15 protein-coding genes are annotated in these 18,744 nt (G+C 68.7%); 12 read left to right on the top strand and 3 right to left on the bottom strand.

The features are described from left to right. Positions 1-88 precede the first annotated feature (88 nt). The 4 genes from DPM12_RS15525 (at position 89) to DPM12_RS15510 (ending at position 4,456) form a co-directional block, all read left to right on the top strand. Positions 89-1,609 (top strand): acyl-CoA carboxylase subunit beta, encoded by a 1,521-nt coding sequence (locus tag DPM12_RS15525; protein WP_342778799.1) that lies wholly within the window; start codon positions 89-91, stop codon positions 1,607-1,609. Positions 1,610-1,702: 93 nt separating this feature from the next. Further along, positions 1,703-1,924 (top strand): acyl-CoA carboxylase subunit epsilon, encoded by a 222-nt coding sequence (locus DPM12_RS15520; RefSeq protein ID WP_112259256.1) that lies wholly within the window; start codon positions 1,703-1,705, stop codon positions 1,922-1,924. Between the two features lie 82 nt (positions 1,925-2,006). Then, positions 2,007-3,683 carry a DUF885 domain-containing protein gene (locus tag DPM12_RS15515; protein WP_112259255.1) on the top strand — a complete coding sequence of 559 codons (1,677 nt, stop codon included), beginning with the start codon at positions 2,007-2,009 and terminating at the stop codon, positions 3,681-3,683. 140 nt (positions 3,684-3,823) lie between these two features. Next, complete coding sequence (locus DPM12_RS15510) at positions 3,824-4,456, top strand: Maf family protein (protein ID WP_112259254.1); 633 nt, start codon at positions 3,824-3,826, stop codon at positions 4,454-4,456. 73 nt (positions 4,457-4,529) lie between these two features. Here the strand turns inward: DPM12_RS15510 and DPM12_RS15505 are convergent, their stop codons facing one another. After that, positions 4,530-6,059 carry an acyl-CoA carboxylase subunit beta gene (locus tag DPM12_RS15505; RefSeq protein WP_112259253.1) on the bottom strand — a complete coding sequence of 510 codons (1,530 nt, stop codon included), beginning with the start codon at positions 6,057-6,059 and terminating at the stop codon, positions 4,530-4,532. A gap of 91 nt (positions 6,060-6,150) precedes the next feature. After that, positions 6,151-7,317 (bottom strand): acyl-CoA dehydrogenase family protein, encoded by a 1,167-nt coding sequence (locus DPM12_RS15500; protein WP_112259252.1) that lies wholly within the window; start codon positions 7,315-7,317, stop codon positions 6,151-6,153. Positions 7,318-7,535: 218 nt separating this feature from the next. On the opposite strand from DPM12_RS15500, the gene DPM12_RS15495 reads away from it, so the two are divergent. From DPM12_RS15495 to DPM12_RS15470, 6 genes are all read left to right on the top strand, one after another. Then, complete coding sequence (locus DPM12_RS15495) at positions 7,536-9,332, top strand: acetyl/propionyl/methylcrotonyl-CoA carboxylase subunit alpha (protein WP_112259251.1); 1,797 nt, start codon at positions 7,536-7,538, stop codon at positions 9,330-9,332. A 4-nt stretch (positions 9,333-9,336) separates the two neighbouring features. Continuing rightward, positions 9,337-10,800 carry a hypothetical protein gene (locus DPM12_RS15490; RefSeq protein ID WP_112259250.1) on the top strand — a complete coding sequence of 488 codons (1,464 nt, stop codon included), beginning with the start codon at positions 9,337-9,339 and terminating at the stop codon, positions 10,798-10,800. Beyond that, the gene (locus DPM12_RS15485; protein WP_112259249.1) at positions 10,790-11,374 is read left to right on the top strand and encodes a hypothetical protein; all 585 of its coding nucleotides are present in this window, start codon (positions 10,790-10,792) and stop codon (positions 11,372-11,374) included. The genes DPM12_RS15490 and DPM12_RS15485 overlap by 11 nt, the downstream gene beginning before the upstream one ends. Continuing rightward, the gene (locus DPM12_RS15480; RefSeq protein ID WP_112259248.1) at positions 11,364-12,503 is read left to right on the top strand and encodes a hypothetical protein; all 1,140 of its coding nucleotides are present in this window, start codon (positions 11,364-11,366) and stop codon (positions 12,501-12,503) included. The genes DPM12_RS15485 and DPM12_RS15480 overlap by 11 nt, the downstream gene beginning before the upstream one ends. Before the next feature lie 197 nt (positions 12,504-12,700). Then, positions 12,701-13,096: a PPOX class F420-dependent oxidoreductase gene (locus tag DPM12_RS15475; protein ID WP_112259247.1), complete on the top strand. Its 396-nt coding sequence runs from the start codon at positions 12,701-12,703 to the stop codon at positions 13,094-13,096. A gap of 110 nt (positions 13,097-13,206) precedes the next feature. After that, positions 13,207-14,460 (top strand): hypothetical protein, encoded by a 1,254-nt coding sequence (locus tag DPM12_RS15470; RefSeq protein ID WP_112259246.1) that lies wholly within the window; start codon positions 13,207-13,209, stop codon positions 14,458-14,460. A gap of 65 nt (positions 14,461-14,525) precedes the next feature. On the opposite strand, the gene DPM12_RS15465 is transcribed toward DPM12_RS15470, so the two are convergent. Next, the gene (locus DPM12_RS15465; RefSeq protein WP_342778798.1) at positions 14,526-15,911 is read right to left on the bottom strand and encodes an NAD(P)H-quinone dehydrogenase; all 1,386 of its coding nucleotides are present in this window, start codon (positions 15,909-15,911) and stop codon (positions 14,526-14,528) included. 105 nt (positions 15,912-16,016) lie between these two features. On the opposite strand from DPM12_RS15465, the gene DPM12_RS15460 reads away from it, so the two are divergent. Both DPM12_RS15460 and DPM12_RS15455 read left to right on the top strand, forming a co-directional pair. Next, positions 16,017-16,880, top strand: coding sequence for a purine-nucleoside phosphorylase (locus DPM12_RS15460; protein ID WP_112259245.1), 864 nt, complete (start codon positions 16,017-16,019; stop codon positions 16,878-16,880). An 88-nt stretch (positions 16,881-16,968) separates the two neighbouring features. Then, positions 16,969-18,729 (top strand): phospho-sugar mutase, encoded by a 1,761-nt coding sequence (locus DPM12_RS15455; RefSeq protein ID WP_112259244.1) that lies wholly within the window; start codon positions 16,969-16,971, stop codon positions 18,727-18,729. Positions 18,730-18,744 lie beyond the last annotated feature (15 nt).

Raw genomic sequence — 18,744 nt, 5'->3', positions numbered from 1 at the left:
GGCAGGTGATGACCTGGCACGTGATGACTCGGACAGCAGCCCGGACATTCACACGACGGCCGGAAAGCTCGCCGATCTCCGGAATCGGATGGAGGAAGCGGCCCACGCCGGTTCGGCCCGTGCCGTGGAGAAACAGCATGCGCGGGGAAAGAACACCGCCCGCGAGCGGATCGAGATGCTCGTCGACGAGGGATCGTTCGTCGAGTTCGACGAACTCGCCCGGCACCGCTCCACGGCGTTCGGCATGGAGCAGAATCGCCCATACGGCGACGGCGTCGTCACCGGTATCGGCATGGTCAACGGCCGGCAGATCGCGCTGTTCAGCCAGGACGTGACCGTCTTCGGTGGAAGCCTGGGGCAGGTCTACGGCGAGAAGATCGTCAAGATCATCGACTTCGCACTGAAAACCGGCTGCCCGCTCGTCGGCATCAACGAGGGCGGCGGCGCGCGGATCCAGGAGGGCGTGGTCTCGCTCGGGCTGTACGGGGAGATCTTCCGCCGCAACACCCATGCCTCCGGGGTGATCCCACAAATCTCCCTGATCATGGGAGCGGCGGCCGGCGGGCACGTGTATTCGCCCGCGCTCACCGACTTCACGGTGATGGTGGACCAGACCTCGCAGATGTTCATCACCGGCCCGGACGTCATCAAGACGGTCACCGGTGAGGACGTCACCATGGAGGAACTCGGCGGGGCCAACTCGCACAACACCAAGAGCGGCAACGCACATTACATGGCCTCCGACGAGTCAGACGCCATCGACTACGTCAAGGCCCTGCTGTCCTACCTGCCACAGAACAATCTGGACGAGCCGCCCACGTACGAGGTCGACGAACCCGTGTACGAGGTCACCGACCACGACCGCACGCTCGACACCCTCATCCCGGACAGCCCCAACCAGCCCTACGACATGCGGCGGCTGATCGAGACCGTTCTCGACGACGACGAGTTCCTCGAGGTGCACCCCCTGTTCGCCACGAACGTCGTCGTCGGATTCGGCCGGCTCGACGGCTATCCCATCGGCGTCGTCGCCAACCAGCCCATGCATCTGGCCGGCACGCTGGACATTGACGCGTCGGAGAAGGCCGCCCGGTTTGTACGCACCTGCGACGCGTTCAACATCCCGGTGCTGACCTTCGTCGACGTCCCCGGCTTCCTGCCCGGGACGGACCAGGAATGGAACGGCATCATCCGGCGTGGGGCCAAGCTGATCTATGCCTACTCCGAGGCCACGGTGCCGCTGGTGACCGTGATCACGCGGAAGGCGTATGGCGGCGCGTACGACGTCATGGGCTCGAAGCATCTGGGTGCGGACGTCAACATCGCCTGGCCCACGGCGCAGATCGCCGTCATGGGCGCGCAGGGGGCCGTGAACATCCTCTACCGGCGCGACATCGCGGCGGCGGAAGATCCCGAGGCTCGCCGGGCCGAGCTGGTCACCGAGTACGAGGACACGCTCGCCAACCCCTACGTCGCGGCCGAACGGGGCTACGTCGACGCCGTCATCGAGCCGTCCCGCACCCGATCCGCCGTCGCACAAGCATTGCGGGCGTTGCGCACCAAGCGGGAGACCCTGCCGCCGAAGAAACACGGCAACATCCCGTTGTGACCTGCCTGCCCCTCATGCGTGATCATGAACAGTACCAGTTCATATAGGACCGGAATCGTCCATGATCATGGACAAAGGCTTAGACTGCGCACTATGAGCGAGGAGACGGAGCCGCTGGTGCGCGTGGTCCGGGGAAACCCGACCGACGACGAGCTCGCGGCGCTGACCACCGTCATCGTGGCCAAGGCTGCCGCCACTGCCGAGGCGCGAGCGCCGCAGCCGCGGCCGTCCACGTGGGCCGCGTACTGGCGGTCGGTGCGCCCTCAGCTGCGTCCGGGCCCGGGAGCGTGGCGGGCGAGCGGCCTGCCGACCTGACCCCCCGCTGATCATGAACACTAGCCGAGTACATAGGTCGACTAGTGTTCATGATCAGCGGGGCGGGGCGTAGGGTGCGCGCATGAGTGAGACCCCCACCGAGACATCGCCCACCACCGTCGACGACGTCGCCGACGCCTACGTCGACGAGCTCGTCCAGCTCGACCCGTTCCAGGCCACCATTGCCGGCGTCGCGGGCCATCACGCCGAATCCACCGACCTCTCGCCCGACGGGTTCGCCGAGCGCAACGCACTGGTCAAGCGCACCCTCCGAGCGCTGGACTCGGCGCACGCGCGTGACGAGCGCGAGCGGGTCGCCGCCGAGGCCATGCGGGAACGGCTCACCCAGGAGGTCCGGGTGCACGACGCCGGGCTCGACCGCGCGCTGCGCAACGTCGCGAGCCCGGCGCACGAGGTCCGCGAAGTTTTCGACCTCATGCCCACCGAGACCGACGAGGACTGGGCGGCCATCGCGAGGCGGCTACGGGCGGTGCCCGGCAGCCTCGACGGGTACCGCGCCACGATCGAGGCGGACATCGCCGCCGGGCTGCCCCCAGCCCGGCGCCAAGTCCGCGCAGTCATCGAGCAGGCAAACCAGGCCGCCGAAGGGTTCTTCCAGCAGCTCGCCAGATCGGCGCCTGACTACCTGCGCGCGGAGCTGGATCGGCTGGCCGCCACCGCCTCGTCCGCCTACGCCGATTTCGCCCGTCATCTCGCCGACGACGTGACCCCGCGCGCCCGCACCGAAGACGCCGTCGGCCGGGATCTCTACCAGATCGCCAGCCAGTATTTCCTGGGCGCCGAGATCGATCTCGACGAGACATACGCGTGGGGTCTCGACGAGCTGTACCGGATCGAGTCCGAGATGGCCGGGATCGCGCAGCAGATCGTTCCGGGCGGTTCGGTCGACGACGCCGTTGCCGCCCTCGACGCCGACACATCCCGGACGATCGCGAACCCCGAGGCGTTCCGGGCATGGATGCAAGACCTCTCCGATCGCACGATCGCCGCGCTCAACGGGACGCACTTCGAGATCCCCGAGCCGATCCAGCGGCTCGAATGCCGTATCGCGCCCACCCAGGACGGCGTCGTGTACTACACCGGGCCGAGCGAAGACTTCGCCCGACCCGGCCGTATGTGGTGGTCGGTTCCCGAAGGAGTGGACACGTTCTCCACGTGGCGCGAGACCACCACCGTCTTCCACGAAGGCGTCCCCGGCCACCATCTGCAGATCGCCCAGATGGCGTACCGGTCCGACATCCTGAACCGCTGGCAGCGGCTGTTCGCGGGTGTCTCGGGGCATGCCGAAGGGTGGGCGCTCTATGCCGAGCGGCTCATGGCCGAGCTGGGGTATCTCGATGATCCTGGCGACCGCCTCGGCATGCTCGACGGCCAGGCCATGCGCGCGGTTCGGGTCGTCGTCGACATCGGGGCGCACCTGGGTTTCGAGATACCCGCGGAGGTGGTCCGCAACGACGGCCTCGATGCCGGGCCGTGGACCGGTGACGCGGTGTACGAATTCCTCAGCCGCCACACTCGGCAGGCGCCCGAGATCAACCGGTTCGAGACCACCCGGTATCTCGGCTGGCCCGGCCAGGCGCCGTCGTACAAAGTCGGTGAACGGATCTTCCTGGAGGCGCGGGAGAATGCCCGCCAGCGCAAGGGCGAGGCGTTCTCCCTCCCGGACTTCCACCGTGCCGTTCTGGATCTGGGCGCCCTGGGGCTCGACCCGCTCCAAGATGCCCTGGCCAGCCTCTGAGCCCGGACGGATTCCCCCAGCTCACCGCGAAACTCGACATCTCGACATACGGCACAAACCTCCGGCGTGGCGACGGTCGCGGGCGCGATGTTGACCACCCGGCAACATCTTCGTGATCAACTTCGGTAAGGTATGGGCGCGTGACGCGATTGCTTCTCGCCTCGACATCGCCAGCCCGCCTGGCGACACTGCGCTCGGCTGGTATCGAACCCGTCGTGCACGATCCAGAGGTCGACGAGGAACAGGTCCTGGCCAGCACCGAAGCCAGGTTCGGCAAGCTGGCCCCCGAAGACGCGGCGCTGACCTTGGCCCGGGCGAAGGCCGAGGCGGTGAGCGCGCGGGCGGCGGGCGAGTTCCTGGTGCTCGGCTGCGATTCGATACTCGAACTCGAGGGTCAGATCTACGGAAAGCCGGCCAGCGCGGCCGACGCCGCCAGCCGCTGGCGCACCATGCGAGGCAGGACGGGCGCTCTGCACACCGGGCACTGGTTGGTCGACATCCGCTCGACAACGGCCGCCGGGACCGGAGGGGCGATCGGGTCGACGGCATCGACGCGGGTGCACTTCGCCGAGCTCACCGACGCCGAGATCGACGCCTACGTCGCCACTGAAGAACCGTTGCGGGTTGCTGGCGCCTTCACCGTCGACGGGTATGGCGGGCCGTTCGTCGCCGGCCTGGAGGGCGATCACCACAACGTGGTCGGACTCTCGCTGCCGCTGCTGCGCAACCTGCTGGCCGACTTCGGGGTCGCCATCACCGATCTCTGGCGATAGCCCCGGTTCCGCTGATCATGAACACTAGGCGACCTATGTGGTCGCCTAGTGTTCATGATCAGCGGAACTGGGGCTAGACCGGCGGGACGCCGTGCCGGCGGCCGGAGAAATGCCGATCCTTGTGCGCGGCAGCCGCCAGCCGGGCCACGAGCTCCTCGCGCACCCGCTCCGGCTCGACGATCGCGTCGATCACTAGGTCGGAAGCCAGGCGCACGATGTCGATGTCCGCCTCGTACTCCTGGCGAAGCTTCTCGACGTAGGCCGCGCGCTCCGTCTCGTCCTCGATCGCGGCGATCTTGTTGAAATAGACCGCGTTGATCGCCGCCTCCGGCCCCATGACCGCGATCTTGGCCGTGGGAAGCGCGAGGCAGGCATCCGGGCCGAACCCGGGACCGCACATCGCGTACAGGCCGGCCCCGTATGCCTTGCGGACGATCACGGACACGGTCGGGACGGTCGCCTCCGACACGGCCGTGATCATCTTCGCGCCGTGACGGATGATGCCCTGCCGCTCGACCGCCGAGCCGATCATGAACCCGGGCACGTCGGCGAGATAGATCAGCGGGATGTTGAACGCGTCGCACATCCAGATGAACCGGGCGGCTTTGTCCGCCGAGTCGACGAACAGCACGCCACCCTTGACCGCCGGCTGGTTCGCGACGACGCCGACCACCTGGCCATCCAGCAGTCCCAGGCCAACGACCAGCTCGGGCGCGAACAGCGGCTTGATCTCGAAGAACGAGTCGGAGTCCAGGATGGCATCGATGACGTCGTGGATGTCGTAACCGGTGGCGTCGTCGGTGGGGATCAGCCCGCGCTCGAACGTGCGCGACGGCGGCGCCGGCGGCTGCCACGCCGGCTCGGAACGCCACGAACCGGGAAGGTACGAAAAGAACGCCCTGGCCTGCTCGATCGCGTCCGCGTCGTCGGCGGCGAGATTATCCCCGCACCCGGAGACGCTGGCGTGCATGCGCGCGCCGCCCATCTCCTCCAGGCCGACCCGCTCGCCCACCACCATCTCGGCCATCCGCGGCGAGCCCAGGTACATGGACGCGTTGCCCTCGACCATGATCACGATGTCGCAGAACGACGGGATGTACGCACCACCGGCCGCGCTCGGCCCGAACAGGCAGCAGATCTGCGGGACCTTGCCCGACAGCGCGACCTGGTTGTGGAAGATCCGCCCCGCTCCACGGCGTCCCGGAAACAGCTCGACCTGATCGGTGATACGCGCGCCAGCCGAGTCGATGAACCAGAAGAGCGGCAGCTCGTCGCGCAACGCGAGCTCGGTGGTGCGCACGATCTTCTCCACCGTGCGCGCTCCCCACGATCCGGCCTTGACCGTGGAATCGTTGGCGACGACGAGGGCCGGGCGGCCGTCGACGAGCCCGCGCCCGGTGACGACGCCATCCGCCGGCAGGCCCTGCGCCTGCGCGTTGGCCAGCTGCCCGTCTTCGACGAACGTGCCCTCGTCGAACAGCAACGCCAGCCGGTCACGCACGTAGAGCTTGCCCTGCGATTCCAGCTTCGCGGCCCCGGCATCGGAGGGAGCCAGCGTAGCTTCGCGCGCAGCCGCGACGTCAGCGTAGTGATCCTCGGCCATACCTCATTCTCCACCGTATCGTCGTCCGCCGCCTGCCGGCTGAGGCGTCGTGCGCGGGGGCTCGGCTGCCCGCAAGCCGGACCGCCGGGTCTCATTCGACGGAAAGGCCGAGGCCACGAGCGATCAGCATCCGCTGCACCTCGCTCGTCCCCTCGCCGATCTCGAGTATCTTCGCGTCCCGGTAGAAGCGCGCGACGGGATACTCCTCCATGAAGCCGTACCCGCCGTGGACCTGGGTGGCGATCCGGGTGGCCGTCACGGCGTTCTCGGTGGCGTGGAGCTTGGCACGAGCGGCTGCCTGTTTCACCGCATCGCGCGGCTTGCCGGCATCGCGCATCGCGGCGGCCTTGTAGGTCAGAAGCCGCGCCGACTCCACCATCACCTGCAGATCGGCGATCTGGAAGGCCACTCCCTGCTTGTTCCCGATCGGCACGCCGAACGCCGTGCGCTCGTTCGCGTAGCTGACCGATGCCTCGAGCATCGCCTGGATGCAGCCGACAGCCAGCGCCGCGATCGCGATCCGGCCCTCGTCGAGGGTGGCCAGGAATTGCGCGAATCCCTGGCCACGGGTACCGAGCAGGTGATCGGCCGGGACGCGGGCGCCACTGAAGCTGAGGGGGTGCGTGTCCGACGCGTGCCAGCCGAGCTTGTCGTACGCCGGCTCGACGGTGAATCCGGGCGTTCCCGAGGGGACGATGATGGTGGAGATCTCCGGTTTGCCCCGGGCATCGGTGCCGGTGCGGGCGGTGATCGTCACGCAGGACGTGATCTCGGTTCCGGAGTTGGTGATGAACTGCTTGGATCCGTCGATCACCCACTCGTCACCGTCGAGCGTCGCCCGCGTCTTCGTCGCACCCGCATCCGAACCGGAGCCGGGCTCGGTCAGGCCGAACGCCGCGAGCGCCCGGCCCGCCACGAGGTCAGGCAGCCAGCGCTGCTTCTGCTCGTCGGTGCCATAGGTGAGGATCGGGTTGATGCCCAGCCCAACGGCTGCTTCCAGCGTGATGCCAAGCGACTGATCGACCCTGCCGATCTCCTCGATGGCCACACACAGGCTGGTGAGATCACCGCCGGCCCCGCCGTAGGCTTCCGGAGCGGTCAGCCCGAACAGGCCGAGCCCACCCATGGCGCGCACCACGTCGACGGGAAAGTGATGCTCGCGGTCCCATCGCGCGGCGTGGGGTGCGATTTCCGCCTCGGCGAACTCGCGGACGACCTTGCGGAATTCCTCGTGATCTGCGGAAAGCTCGAACGTCATCGTTCCTCACCATCCTGCTCTCGTCCTCGCGCGCCCTCGCGCGCCCTCCCGCTGATCATGAACACTAACCGACCTATGTACTCGACTAGTGTTCATGATCAGCGGATGTCCAGCCAATCATGCCTGGCCAGCAGGTGGCCCAGCGACGGCCAACGTGATCCGACAGTGATCAATGCCGTCAGCTAGCCTGTAGCAACAGGCCACTGAAGGGAGAGGTCGTGAAACGTCGCGTCACCAGGGTGCTTGTCGCAAACCGCGGTGAGATCGCCGTGCGGGTCATCCGCGCCTGCAAGGACGCGGGGATTGGCAGCGTCGCCGTCTACGCCGACCCCGACCGGGACGCGCCACACGCCCGCCTCGCCGACGACGCCTACGCCCTCGGCGGGGAAACCAGCACCGAGACCTACCTGGACATCAGCAAGATCATCGACATCGCCACGCGTGCGGGTGCCGATGCCGTGCACCCGGGCTACGGCTTCCTCGCGGAAAACGCCGAGTTCGCCGAGGCCGTGGGCACGGCCGGGCTGACCTGGATCGGCCCGCCACCGTCCGCCATCACCGCCCTCGGCGACAAGGTCAGCGCCCGGCACATCGCCCAACGAGCGGGAGCGCCCCTCGTCGCGGGAACTCCCGAGCCGGTGTCCGGTGCCGACGAGGTCGTCGCCTTCGCCGAGCAGCACGGACTGCCGGTTGCGATCAAGGCCGCGTTCGGCGGAGGCGGGCGCGGCCTGAAGGTCGCCCGCACCATCGACGACATACCCGAGCTCTACGACTCGGCGGTACGCGAGGCCGTCGCCTCGTTCGGTCGCGGCGAGTGTTTCGTCGAGCGCTACCTCGATCGCCCCCGCCACGTCGAGACCCAGTGCCTGGCCGACGAGCACGGCAACGTCGTCGTGGTCTCCACGCGTGACTGCTCCCTGCAACGCCGCCACCAGAAGCTCGTCGAAGAGGCCCCGGCGCCGTTCCTGACCGACGCGCAGAACGCCGAGCTCTATCGCGCGTCGAAGGCCATCCTGCGCGAGGCCGGCTACGTCGGAGCGGGGACGTGCGAGTACCTCGTCGGCGCCGACGGCACCATCTCGTTCCTCGAGGTCAACACCCGGCTGCAGGTCGAACATCCGGTCACCGAAGAGGTCACCGGCATCGACCTGGTGCGCGAGATGTTCCGCATCGCCGACGGCGAGGAACTCGGCTACGACGACCCGCCAGTGCGGGGGCATTCCATCGAGTTCCGCATCAACGGCGAGGACGCGGGGCGCAACTTCCTGCCCACCCCCGGCCCGGTCACCGCGTTCCGGCCGCCGTCCGGGCCCGGCGTGCGCCTCGACGCGGGCGTCGAACAGGGCAGCGTGATCGGGCAGAACTTCGACTCCCTGCTGGCCAAGCTCGTCGTGACCGGTGCCGATCGCGAGCAGGCGATCGAGCGCTCCCGCCGGGCACTCGCCGAGTTCGAGGTGTCCGGCCTGGCCACGGTCATCCCGTTTCACCGTGCCGTACTCGATGACGACGCTTTCGCCCCGGCCGATCCGGGCAAGCCGTTCACCGTCCACACCCGGTGGATCGAGACGGAGTGGCACAACACCATCCAGCCGCACCCCGCGACCGGAGCCGAGGACACCGCGGCGCCGGCGGAGCGGGAACGCGTAACCGTCGAGGTCGGGGGCAAGCGACTCGACGTGGTCCTGCCAGCCGGGCTCGGCGCCAGCTCGACCGGGACGGGCTCGAGTGCCACCACCCGCAAACCTGTCCGGCGCAAGTCCAGTACGTCCGGCGCCACCTCGGCCACCGGTGACTCCCTCGTCTCCCCCATGCAGGGCACCATCATCAAGGTGGTCGCCGAAGAAGGCCAGAAGGTGACCGCCGGCGACCCCATCGTGGTCCTCGAAGCGATGAAGATGGAGCAGCCGCTGAACGCGCACAAGTCGGGAACCGTCACCGCGCTCGACGCCGAGATCGGGGCCACGGTCTCCAACGGCGGCATCATTTGCGAGATCAGGGACGAAACGGCACGCTAAACCGGTGTTCTGGCGTGCGAAGGGACTCTGGCGCAGGCCCGCCCGGGCGAATCCAGCGGTTCCGGCGGCCCTCGGCGCGGCCGCGGTGACGGCCGTCTCGCTGGCGTCACCCGCGCTGGCGATCACGGCTGGGCCCGCCGGGATGGCGAGCCGAAGCGAGCACGACGGCCAACGCGGCGCAGACGTCGGGGTCGAGGTCACCGACGTCGACGGGCGGATGGATCAGATCGTCGAGTTGCTGGACGACGACCCCATCGTGATGGATCGGGCCATGGGCAACGGCGACGCCGCCGCCGTGCGTGAACTACTCCGCTCCGACCTCGACGACTTCCCCCACCAGGCGTATGTCGTCCTGGTCAATCGCCTCCCCGGTGACGACCTGCCCCGGCGCGAGGACGACCCGTTCATGGAACCGGAGGAGATGGCCAGGCTGCTGCACAACCGGATCGGCGAGGACGCGCTCTACGTCGTCGGGATCGATCAGACCGTGCACGCGATCGCGCCCGGGCTCGACGACGTCGCACCCGAGGACGCCGGAATCGCCCTGCACGGCGCCACCTACGAGGTGGACGGCGAGCTCACCCCCGCGGCCGAAGCGCGAGCATACCTCTGGCTGGCCCCGCAGATACGCGATCCGTTCGCGCCGGACAACGAGGAGATCGCCGTCGACGCCGTCGCCGAGCTCGCCGAGGACCCGCTGATGCTGCGCACGAAGGTCGACTTCTTCGCCTCCGAGGCGGAGCGCGAGCTGACGGCGTCGCCGTCGAAGACGTCGCCAGACCGCCCCCACGTGGCCGTCGGCATCGTCGCTGCCATCACCGTCGCCGTCGTCGCGAACGCGTATCTCAACCACAGGGCCGCGCGCCAGGCGGCGATCGGCGAGCCCACGGACGTAGCCCCCGCACGCGAGCGGTTCCAGGCCGCGCTCGCCGAGCTCGACCGGTGGCGGCGCGAACCCGAGACCGACCCGCTCGCCACAGCTCCGGGCGGACCCCCGGGTGAAGGTGAGCATGCCCCGGAAACCGACGCGGGACACCGGGAGCGGGTTCGCACGTACGCCGACGCGGCATTGGCCTTGCGCCACAGTGATGACCCCGCCGACATCGTGGGCGGCGCCGTGCTCGCCGAGTACGCCGTAGCCGCCGCCCGGGAAGGGCCGCAGGATCCGCCGCGGCCGTGCTTCCTCAACCCGATGCACGGCGAGCACGCGACCACCACCCCGGTACCGGGCGATCCGTCGTCGGTGCGGGTGCCCGCCTGCGAGCGGTGTGCCGGCGCCGTGCAGCGGGGCGAACTGCCCGACATCCTGCGGATCCGGGACGGCCGGAAGGTGCAGCCGTACTACCATCGGCAAGACGTGTGGTCGGTCTCCGGCTGCGGTGCCCTGCGCGACGACGTCGCCGACCTCGTCCTCGCCGGCGCCCGAGCCGGAACGGCACTTCCGGGGAGGCTGGCGCATGAACGGTGAACGGCAGGGGCGACACGAGACGCGCAGCAGGCACCGGGCGGTCCTCGCCATCGGGGCGCTCGCCGGGCTCGTCGGGGCGGGCGTGTCGTGGTTCGCCAACCGCGAGCCCGAAGGTCCCGAGCATCCGTGGACGACCCGGGCCGAGCTGGCCGAGTTCGCGGACCTTCCCGGTGCCGACGAGCGGTTGCAGGATGCCGCCGACGCCCTGGAGGAATCGCCCCTTTACGTCGATCCCGCGCTGTCCTACCTGCTGCCACCAGACGAACGAGACGACATCGTGGACGCGCTCGAATCCGGGCCGCCCACATTCGTCGTCGTTGCCCCCGTCGTCAAGACGGACGGCATGGGCGGGAACCGGGATGCGGCCGTGATCGCACTTTCCGATGAGGTCGGCCTCGACGGCTACTATGCCGTCATCGATCAGGATCGGCGGTTGTCGTCGGTCGACCGCGACGGTGATGCCCTGGCGTGGCACGATCGGGTGGTCCCCGAGGGAAGCTTCGCCAGCGCCCTGGAGCGGATGTTCCACGAGGATCGTACCCAGTGGATTCCCGAGGAGACCGATGTCGACTGACCGGGCCGCCACTATCGCGGACGAGCTCGCCGAATCTCCGGTGCACGTCGAACCGGGTGCACTGCCCGAGGAACGGGTCGAGACCCTGACCGAGCTGGTCGACGGCTCGCCCGTGCCCATCTACGTCGTGTACGTGTCGATGGATTACGAGGACGAGTTCGGCGGTGACGCCGGACAGCTCCTGGCGCTGGTGCACGAAAAGCTCGGCGAGCCGGGCGTCTACGCCTCGGTGGACTGGAACGACTACCTGACCGTGCGCGAATACGACGTCGCCAGCCAATCCGGCGCTCGCAGCGTCGCGCAAGAAGAATCCGGGGCTGGCGCCAAGCTCGAACGCTTCGTCGAACTCGTCGCCACCGGCACCGGCGACGAGGTGCACCAGGAGATGCGAGAAGAGAGGACGGAAACGGAGTCCTCGTCGGATACGGAAGCGCTGCTCGGACTCTCCGTCGCGACCGTCGGCTTCATCCTGGTGGCAGCGGCGATCTTGGCTCTCGCACATCGCGCCCGGATACGCCGCGGCAGCCAGCGAGTGGCCACGGCGTTCTCGGTGCCGGCACACGTACGCGAAGCGGTGCGCGGCGCGCGGATGGACGCAGTCGACGAGCAGGCCCGAACGGCGATCCTGGAGCTCGGACAGCGGCTCGACAGCGTGGACGTGCCTGCGAGCGGGCGGCCGCTGGCCGAGTACCGGTCCGCGCTCGACGCCTACGACGCGGCGCGGCGCACGCAGGAGGGCAGTGCCGGCTTCGCCGACACCGTGGGCGCGCTGGTCCTGGCCGAGATGGGAGAGGCGCACCTGCGTCGCGCCGTGGGAAACGAGTCGCTACGCCGGCAACCACTACCGACACCCTGCTTCTTCAACCCCCTGCACGGGGCCGCCGCGAAGAACGTCGCGTTGCCCGGTGAGCGTTCGGGAAGCGGAGACGTGGCTTCGACAGGAACGCTGGTGGCGGCGTGCACGATATGTGCCGAGCAGGTCGGCGACGGTGTCGAGCCGGATATCCTCCAGGTCGCCGTGGACGGCCAGGACGTGCCCTACTATGAATCCGGATTCGAACCGTGGGCATCGACGGGATACGGGGCGTTGCGTTCCAACCTGGTCGAGCGAGTCCTCGCCGGCATGTAACCGGTCACGTAACCGGCCCGGCTGCCTTCGATCCCACCTTGATCGCCCAGACCCGACATCGATATCCAGACGTGCGGTTTTTCCGCCCACACAGGCCGGTTTGGCGCACGTCTGGGTAGCGATGTCGTTCCCGCTACTCTGGTGCCGGCACATTGGCCGATCCATATCGACTCCATATCGACGAGGAGAACCGCTCGATGCCGACACTGACCGACCATGCACGTTCCCTGTTCGCCCGGCCGATCCTGGGATGGGTCACCGTCATCCGCCCGGACGGGAGCCCGCACAACTCCGTGGTGTGGCTAGACGTCGAAGGCGACACCGTCCTGTTCAACACGGCGATCGGCCGGGCCAAGGAGCGCTACCTGCGGGAAAATCCATCGGTCTCGGTGAGCGTGCTCGACCCCGACCATGCCTTCAGCTGGGCCAGCGTCAGCGGCACGGCGACGTTCACCACCGACGACGGCAACGAGGTGATCCACCGGCTCGCGCACAAGTACACCGGGGCAGACTTCCGGGAGCTGGCCGAGGACGAGCGTCGAGTCACCGTGCGGGTGACACCCGAGCATCTGGTGGAGCAGTCCTCACACTGAGCTGGTGAACGCACCTGGGCCTGATCTTCCAAGCGCGTGGGTGACACCGGCGGGTGAGCCCGATCGACCAGAGTCTGGCACGCCACATCCACAAGTTGGATGATGGTGGTATGTCGAACGCGTGGGACGAAGCAGGGCAGGCACTGAGGGATTCGCACCTCTACGTCCACCCCGACGCCGAGGCGGAGCTGGAAGAGGCCGGCGCGCCGTTCCTGGACAATGAACAAGATGAGGCTGCCGAGCTCCTCGAAGGCGCCTCCACGCCAATCTGGTTCGCCGTGCTTCCCGAGGCAGCCCAGGGCCAACAGGGTGCGCAGCAACTCGCCACGGAACACGGGGAGGGCACCCACATCGTGCTCTACTCGTCGACGAATCCCAACAACGTGCGAGGTGACGCGTACACCTTCGAGTTCGACAACGCGGCCCTGAGTTCCGAAGCAGCACAGATCCTCAACAACTCCCCCGATACGTTCACGTTCATCGAGACGATGACGGCGCGACTGGAAAACGCCGCCGAGAACGCCGGACAGAACGGTGGGGCAGCCGGATCGGGCACGTCGGCGCCGAGTGAGGGCGGCGGTGGCCTCCTCCCCTTGGGCATCTTGCTCGCCGCCGGCGGTGGAGGATACCTGCTGTACCGGCGGAACCGGCGCAGCCGCGAGATGGCACAGCTACGGCAGGTGCGCGGGGCACTCGACGAGGACATCACCGCCTACGGCGAGCGGCTGTCCGAACTCGATCTCAACGTCCAGGCGAACTCGAACGTCCCGGTCGAGGCCCGACGGGAGTACGAGCGCGCGCTCGATCTCTACGAGAACGCGAAGATGTACGCCGACGGCGCGGAGAAGCCCGATGACCTCAAGGCGGTCACCCACGCGCTCGAAGAAGGCCGCTGGCTCCTCGGCTGTGTCGAGGCCCGGTTGAACGGCACGGCCCTGCCGGAACGGCGGGCCCCGTGCTTCTTCGACCCGAGACACGGCCCATCGGTCGAGGATGTCGAGTGGGCACCCGCAGGCGGCGCCCCCAGGCCCGTACCCGCGTGCCAGGCCGACGCGCTGCGCCTCAAGCAGGGAACCGACCCCGACGTTCGGCTCGTGCCCGCTGGCGACGGCGAGCGTCGCCCCTACTGGGAGGCCGGATCCGCATACAGCCCCTGGGCCGCTGGTTACTTCGGCGCCGTTCTACCAGCGATGATGGTGGGCACGATGCTCGGTACCACCATGGCCGCCCCGATGGCGTACGGCGCCGGCGCTGACGCGGGCGGCTTCGGTGGTGGCTTCGGCGAGGGCGGTGGCGACTTCGGTGGTGGCTTCGGTGACGCCGGAGGTGACTTCGGAGGTGGCCTCGACCTCGGAGGCTTCTGACGCCGAGACGGCGCTCGCCATCCACACCGCCCACTGGCCGTGTGTGTTTCGCGGAGACGATGCGCTCAGTCGCGATGCCGTAAACGGCGAGATGCCTCGGCCAGGGAGCCCGACAGCGAGGGGTACACCGCGAACGTCCGGGCCAGCTGATCTACCGTCAACGATCCCTCCACTGCCAGCGATATGGGATGGATGAGCTCGCTGGCGCGCGGTGACACCACCACCCCTCCCACGACGATTCCAGTACCCGTCCGGCAGAACAGCTTGACGAACCCATCGGAGATGCCCTGCATCTTCGCGCGCGCGTTCGTGGACAGCGGCAGCTTGACGGTGCGCGCGTCGATCTCGCCGGCGTCGATGGCCGCCTGGCTCCAGCCGACGGTCGCGATCTCCGGGGCGGTGAAGACGTTGGCCGCAACGGTCTTCATGTCGAGCGGCCGCACGGCGTCGCCCAGCGCATGCCACATCGCGGTGCGGCCCTGCATCGCCGCGACGGAGGCGAGCATGAGCACACCGGTACAATCACCGGCCGCATAGACGCCACGGGCCGACGTGCGCGAGACCCGGTCGACCGTCACGAAGCCGCGCGAGTCCACCGCGATGCCGCACTCGTCGAGACCGAGGTTCTCCGTGTTCGGCACCGAGCCGACCGCCATGAGGCAGTGCGAGCCTTCGACCGTGCGCCCGTCGGAGAGGGTGACGAGCACGCCGTCACCCTGCCGCTTCACCGACTCGGCCCGGGATTTGGACAGCACCGTCAACCCGCGCCGGGCGAACACGTCCTCCAGCACGCGAGCGGCATCGGCGTCCTCGCTGGGGAGGACGCGGTCCCGCGAGGAAACGAGCACGACGTCCGCGCCGAGCGCGTTGTACCCGCTGGCGAACTCCGCGCCGGTGACGCCGGAACCGACGACGATCAGCCGCTCGGGAAGCTCGTCGAGATCGTAGACCTGCTCCCAGCTCAGGATCCGCTCGCCGTCTGGCTGGGCATCGGGGAGGATACGGGGCCGCGCCCCGGTGGCCAGCAGCGCGACGTCGGCGATGAACTCTTCCGTGCCGCCGTCGTTCAGGTCGACGATGACGCGATCGCCGGGGGCGAGACGTCCGGCGCCACGCACGATCCGCACGCCCGAGCGTTCTACGGCGGCCTCCGTGTCCGCGGACTGGGCCCGTGCCAGCCGCATGACACGCGCGTTGACCCTCGCCAGGTCGACCCGAACGGCCTCCTCGCCCAGATCGAGGCCGAGCTCTGACGACTCGGCGACCTCGGTGAGTACTTCTGCGGTCGCGATCAGTGTCTTGCTCGGCACGCAGTCGGTGAGCACCGTTGATCCACCGACACCATCCCGGTCGATCAATGTCACCTCGGCACCCAGTTGTGCGGCCACCAGCGCCGCCTCGTAACCTCCAGGACCCCCGCCGAGAATCGCTACGCGTGTCACGGCCCCAATTCTCCCACGCCCCCTTCCGCTGATCATGAACACTTGTCGTCCTATGTCGTCGAGTTGTGTTCATGATCAGTGGAAAGGAGCGGTAGCGTCGACGACGTGTCTGATATGAATCCGACTTCGACGTCCGCATCCTCCACGCCGGCCCCGAGCTCGACGTCCCCACACGACGACGCTCGCGCAGCGGCCGCCCGGATCGCCGAGCTGACCGGCGTCGAACGGCACGACGTCGCGCTCGTCCTCGGTTCCGGCTGGAAGGCCGCAGCGGAACTCATCGGCCAGACCGTCGCCGAGATCCCCGCGACCGACATTCCCGGGTTCCGCGCTCCGGCCGTCGAGGGACACGCCGGCACGATCCGCTCGATCGCGATCGCGCCGCCTGACGGTAGCAGCGCCACCCGGTATGCGCTGGTACTCGGCGCCCGCACCCACCTGTACGAGGGGCGCGGCGTGCGTGCCGTCGTGCACGGCGTCCGGACTGCGGCCGCCGCCGGTGTCTCGACGCTGGTGCTCACCAACGGCTGCGGTGGCCTGCGCGAGGAGTGGCCGCCGGGAACACCAGTCCTGATCAGCGACCACATCAACCTGACAGCAACATCACCACTCGAGGGTGCCACGTTCATCGACCTGACCGACCTGTACTCGACACGCCTGCGCACCGCCGCTCGTCAGGTCGATCCCACCCTCGACGAGGGGGTTTACGTACAGTTCCCCGGGCCGCACTACGAGACGCCGGCCGAGATCCAGTTCGCCAAACGTATCGGCGGCGATCTCATCGGTATGTCGACGGCGCTGGAGGCGATCGCGGCTCGCGAGGCAGGCGTCGAGGTCCTCGGCATCTCGCTGGTCACGAATCTGGCCGCCGGGATCAGCCCGACCCCGCTGAGTCACGCGGAAGTGGTCGAGGCCGGCGAGGCGGCAGCTCCGCGCATCAGCAATCTGCTCGCCCAGATCGTCCCCCACCTCCCATGATCATGAACACTATCCGGCTACATAGCCCCACTAGTGTTCATGATCAGCGGGAGGGGCGTGTAGAAGGATCCGACGAAGGACGGCCGCGATGAACGACGTGCTGGACCAGGCCCGCAGCTGGCTCGTTGACGACCCCGATCCCGCCACCCGGGCCGAGCTGCAGGCCCTCATCGACCGCGCCGCGGCCGGCTCGCCCGACGCGTTCGCCGAGCTCGGTGACCGCTTCTCCGGATTCCTCACGTTCGGCACCGCCGGCCTGCGAGGTGTGCTGGGAGCAGGCCCGAACCGGATGAACCGCTCGGTGGTCATCCGCGCCGCGTCCGGGCTCGCCAGCTATCTGCACGCCATGCGCGAGCCGGTCCGGGGCGAGCAGCACCGGGTCGTGGTCGGTTACGACGCGCGGCACGGCTCGCACACGTTCGCCCTGGACACGGCAGCCGTCCTCACGGCCGCCGGAATCGAGGCGTGGCTAATGCCCCGGCAGCTTCCCACGCCCGCGCTGGCCTTCGCCATCCGCCACCTCGCCGCCGATGCCGGGGTCATGGTCACCGCCAGCCACAATCCGCCACGCGACAACGGATACAAGGTCTACCTGGGCGGGCCCGACGGCGGTTCGCAGATCGTCGCTCCCATCGACGCCGAGATCGCGTCGTACATCCACGACGTCCACTTCACCACCCACGTTCGACGCGCCACCGACGGCTGGCACACGGTCGACGAGGAGACGATCGACGCCTACGTCACCTCGGTGGCCCGGATGGCGGCGAACCCTCGCAGCGCGCCCGACGTCACCGGCGGCGACACCCCCGGCGTCGGCGTCGCCGCCACCGAACCGGGCCAGGACGGCCGCAGGGACCTGCGTATCGTGCTCACGTCGCTGCACGGTGTCGGCGGTGAGCTGGCCGTCGACGCGCTCGCCCGGGCCGGCTTCGGCGACGTTCATCCGGTGCCCGAACAGGCCGATCCCGACCCGGACTTTCCCACCGTCGCCTTTCCCAACCCGGAGGAGCCCGGGGCGCTCGATCTCGCCATCGACCTGGCCAGCCGGGTCGGTGCCGACCTCATCCTCGCCAACGATCCCGACGCTGACCGCCTCGCCGTCGCCGTGCCCGTCGCGCACACCCCGGGCTGGCAGATCCTGCACGGCGACGAGGTCGGCGCGCTGCTCGGCTTCCACCTTGCCCGGTCCGGCACCGACGGCGAACACCCTCAGCGCGTGTTCGTCAACACGATCGTGTCCTCCCGCCTGCTGGGCAGGATCGCCGCCGCCCACGGCATCGATCACGTCGAGACCCTGACCGGGTTCAAGTGGATCTCTCGCGTGCCCGGCATCACCTACGGCTACGAGGAGGCGCTCGGATACTGCGTGGATCCGCAATCCGTGCGCGACAAGGACGGGCTGTCCGCCGCCGTCCTGTTCGCCGATCTCGCCGCCGCAACGAAGGCCGCGGGCCGCACGCTCTGGGATGTCCTCGATGACCTCGCCCGTACCCACGGGGTCCATGCCACCGAGCCGCTGTCGATCCGCGTGGAGGACACCAAGCACATCGCCGACGCGATGCGCCGGTTGCGCCGCAATCCGCCGGCGGAGCTCGCCGGCTCTCCCGTGACCGCGCGCCATGACCTGAGCACCGGGGTCGATGGCTTGCCCCCGACCGATGGCGTGCGATACGTCACCGCCGACGACTCGCGTGTCATCGTGCGTCCCAGCGGGACCGAACCCAAGGTGAAGTGCTATCTCGAAGCGGTCGTACCGGTGTCGGACGGTGATCTGGATCACGCCCGCTCCGTTGCCGGAACCCGGATCGCTTCGATGAGAACCGACATCGGCGCTGCCCTCGGCTTGTAACAGTTGGGGAGTGTT

The organism is Phytoactinopolyspora halophila (genome assembly GCF_003287285.1).
Taxonomy (GTDB): Bacteria; Actinomycetota; Actinomycetes; order Jiangellales; family Jiangellaceae; genus Phytoactinopolyspora_A; species Phytoactinopolyspora_A halophila.
Note: the sequence above shows the minus strand (reverse complement) of the source record. Positions and strands in the feature narration are given on the sequence as shown.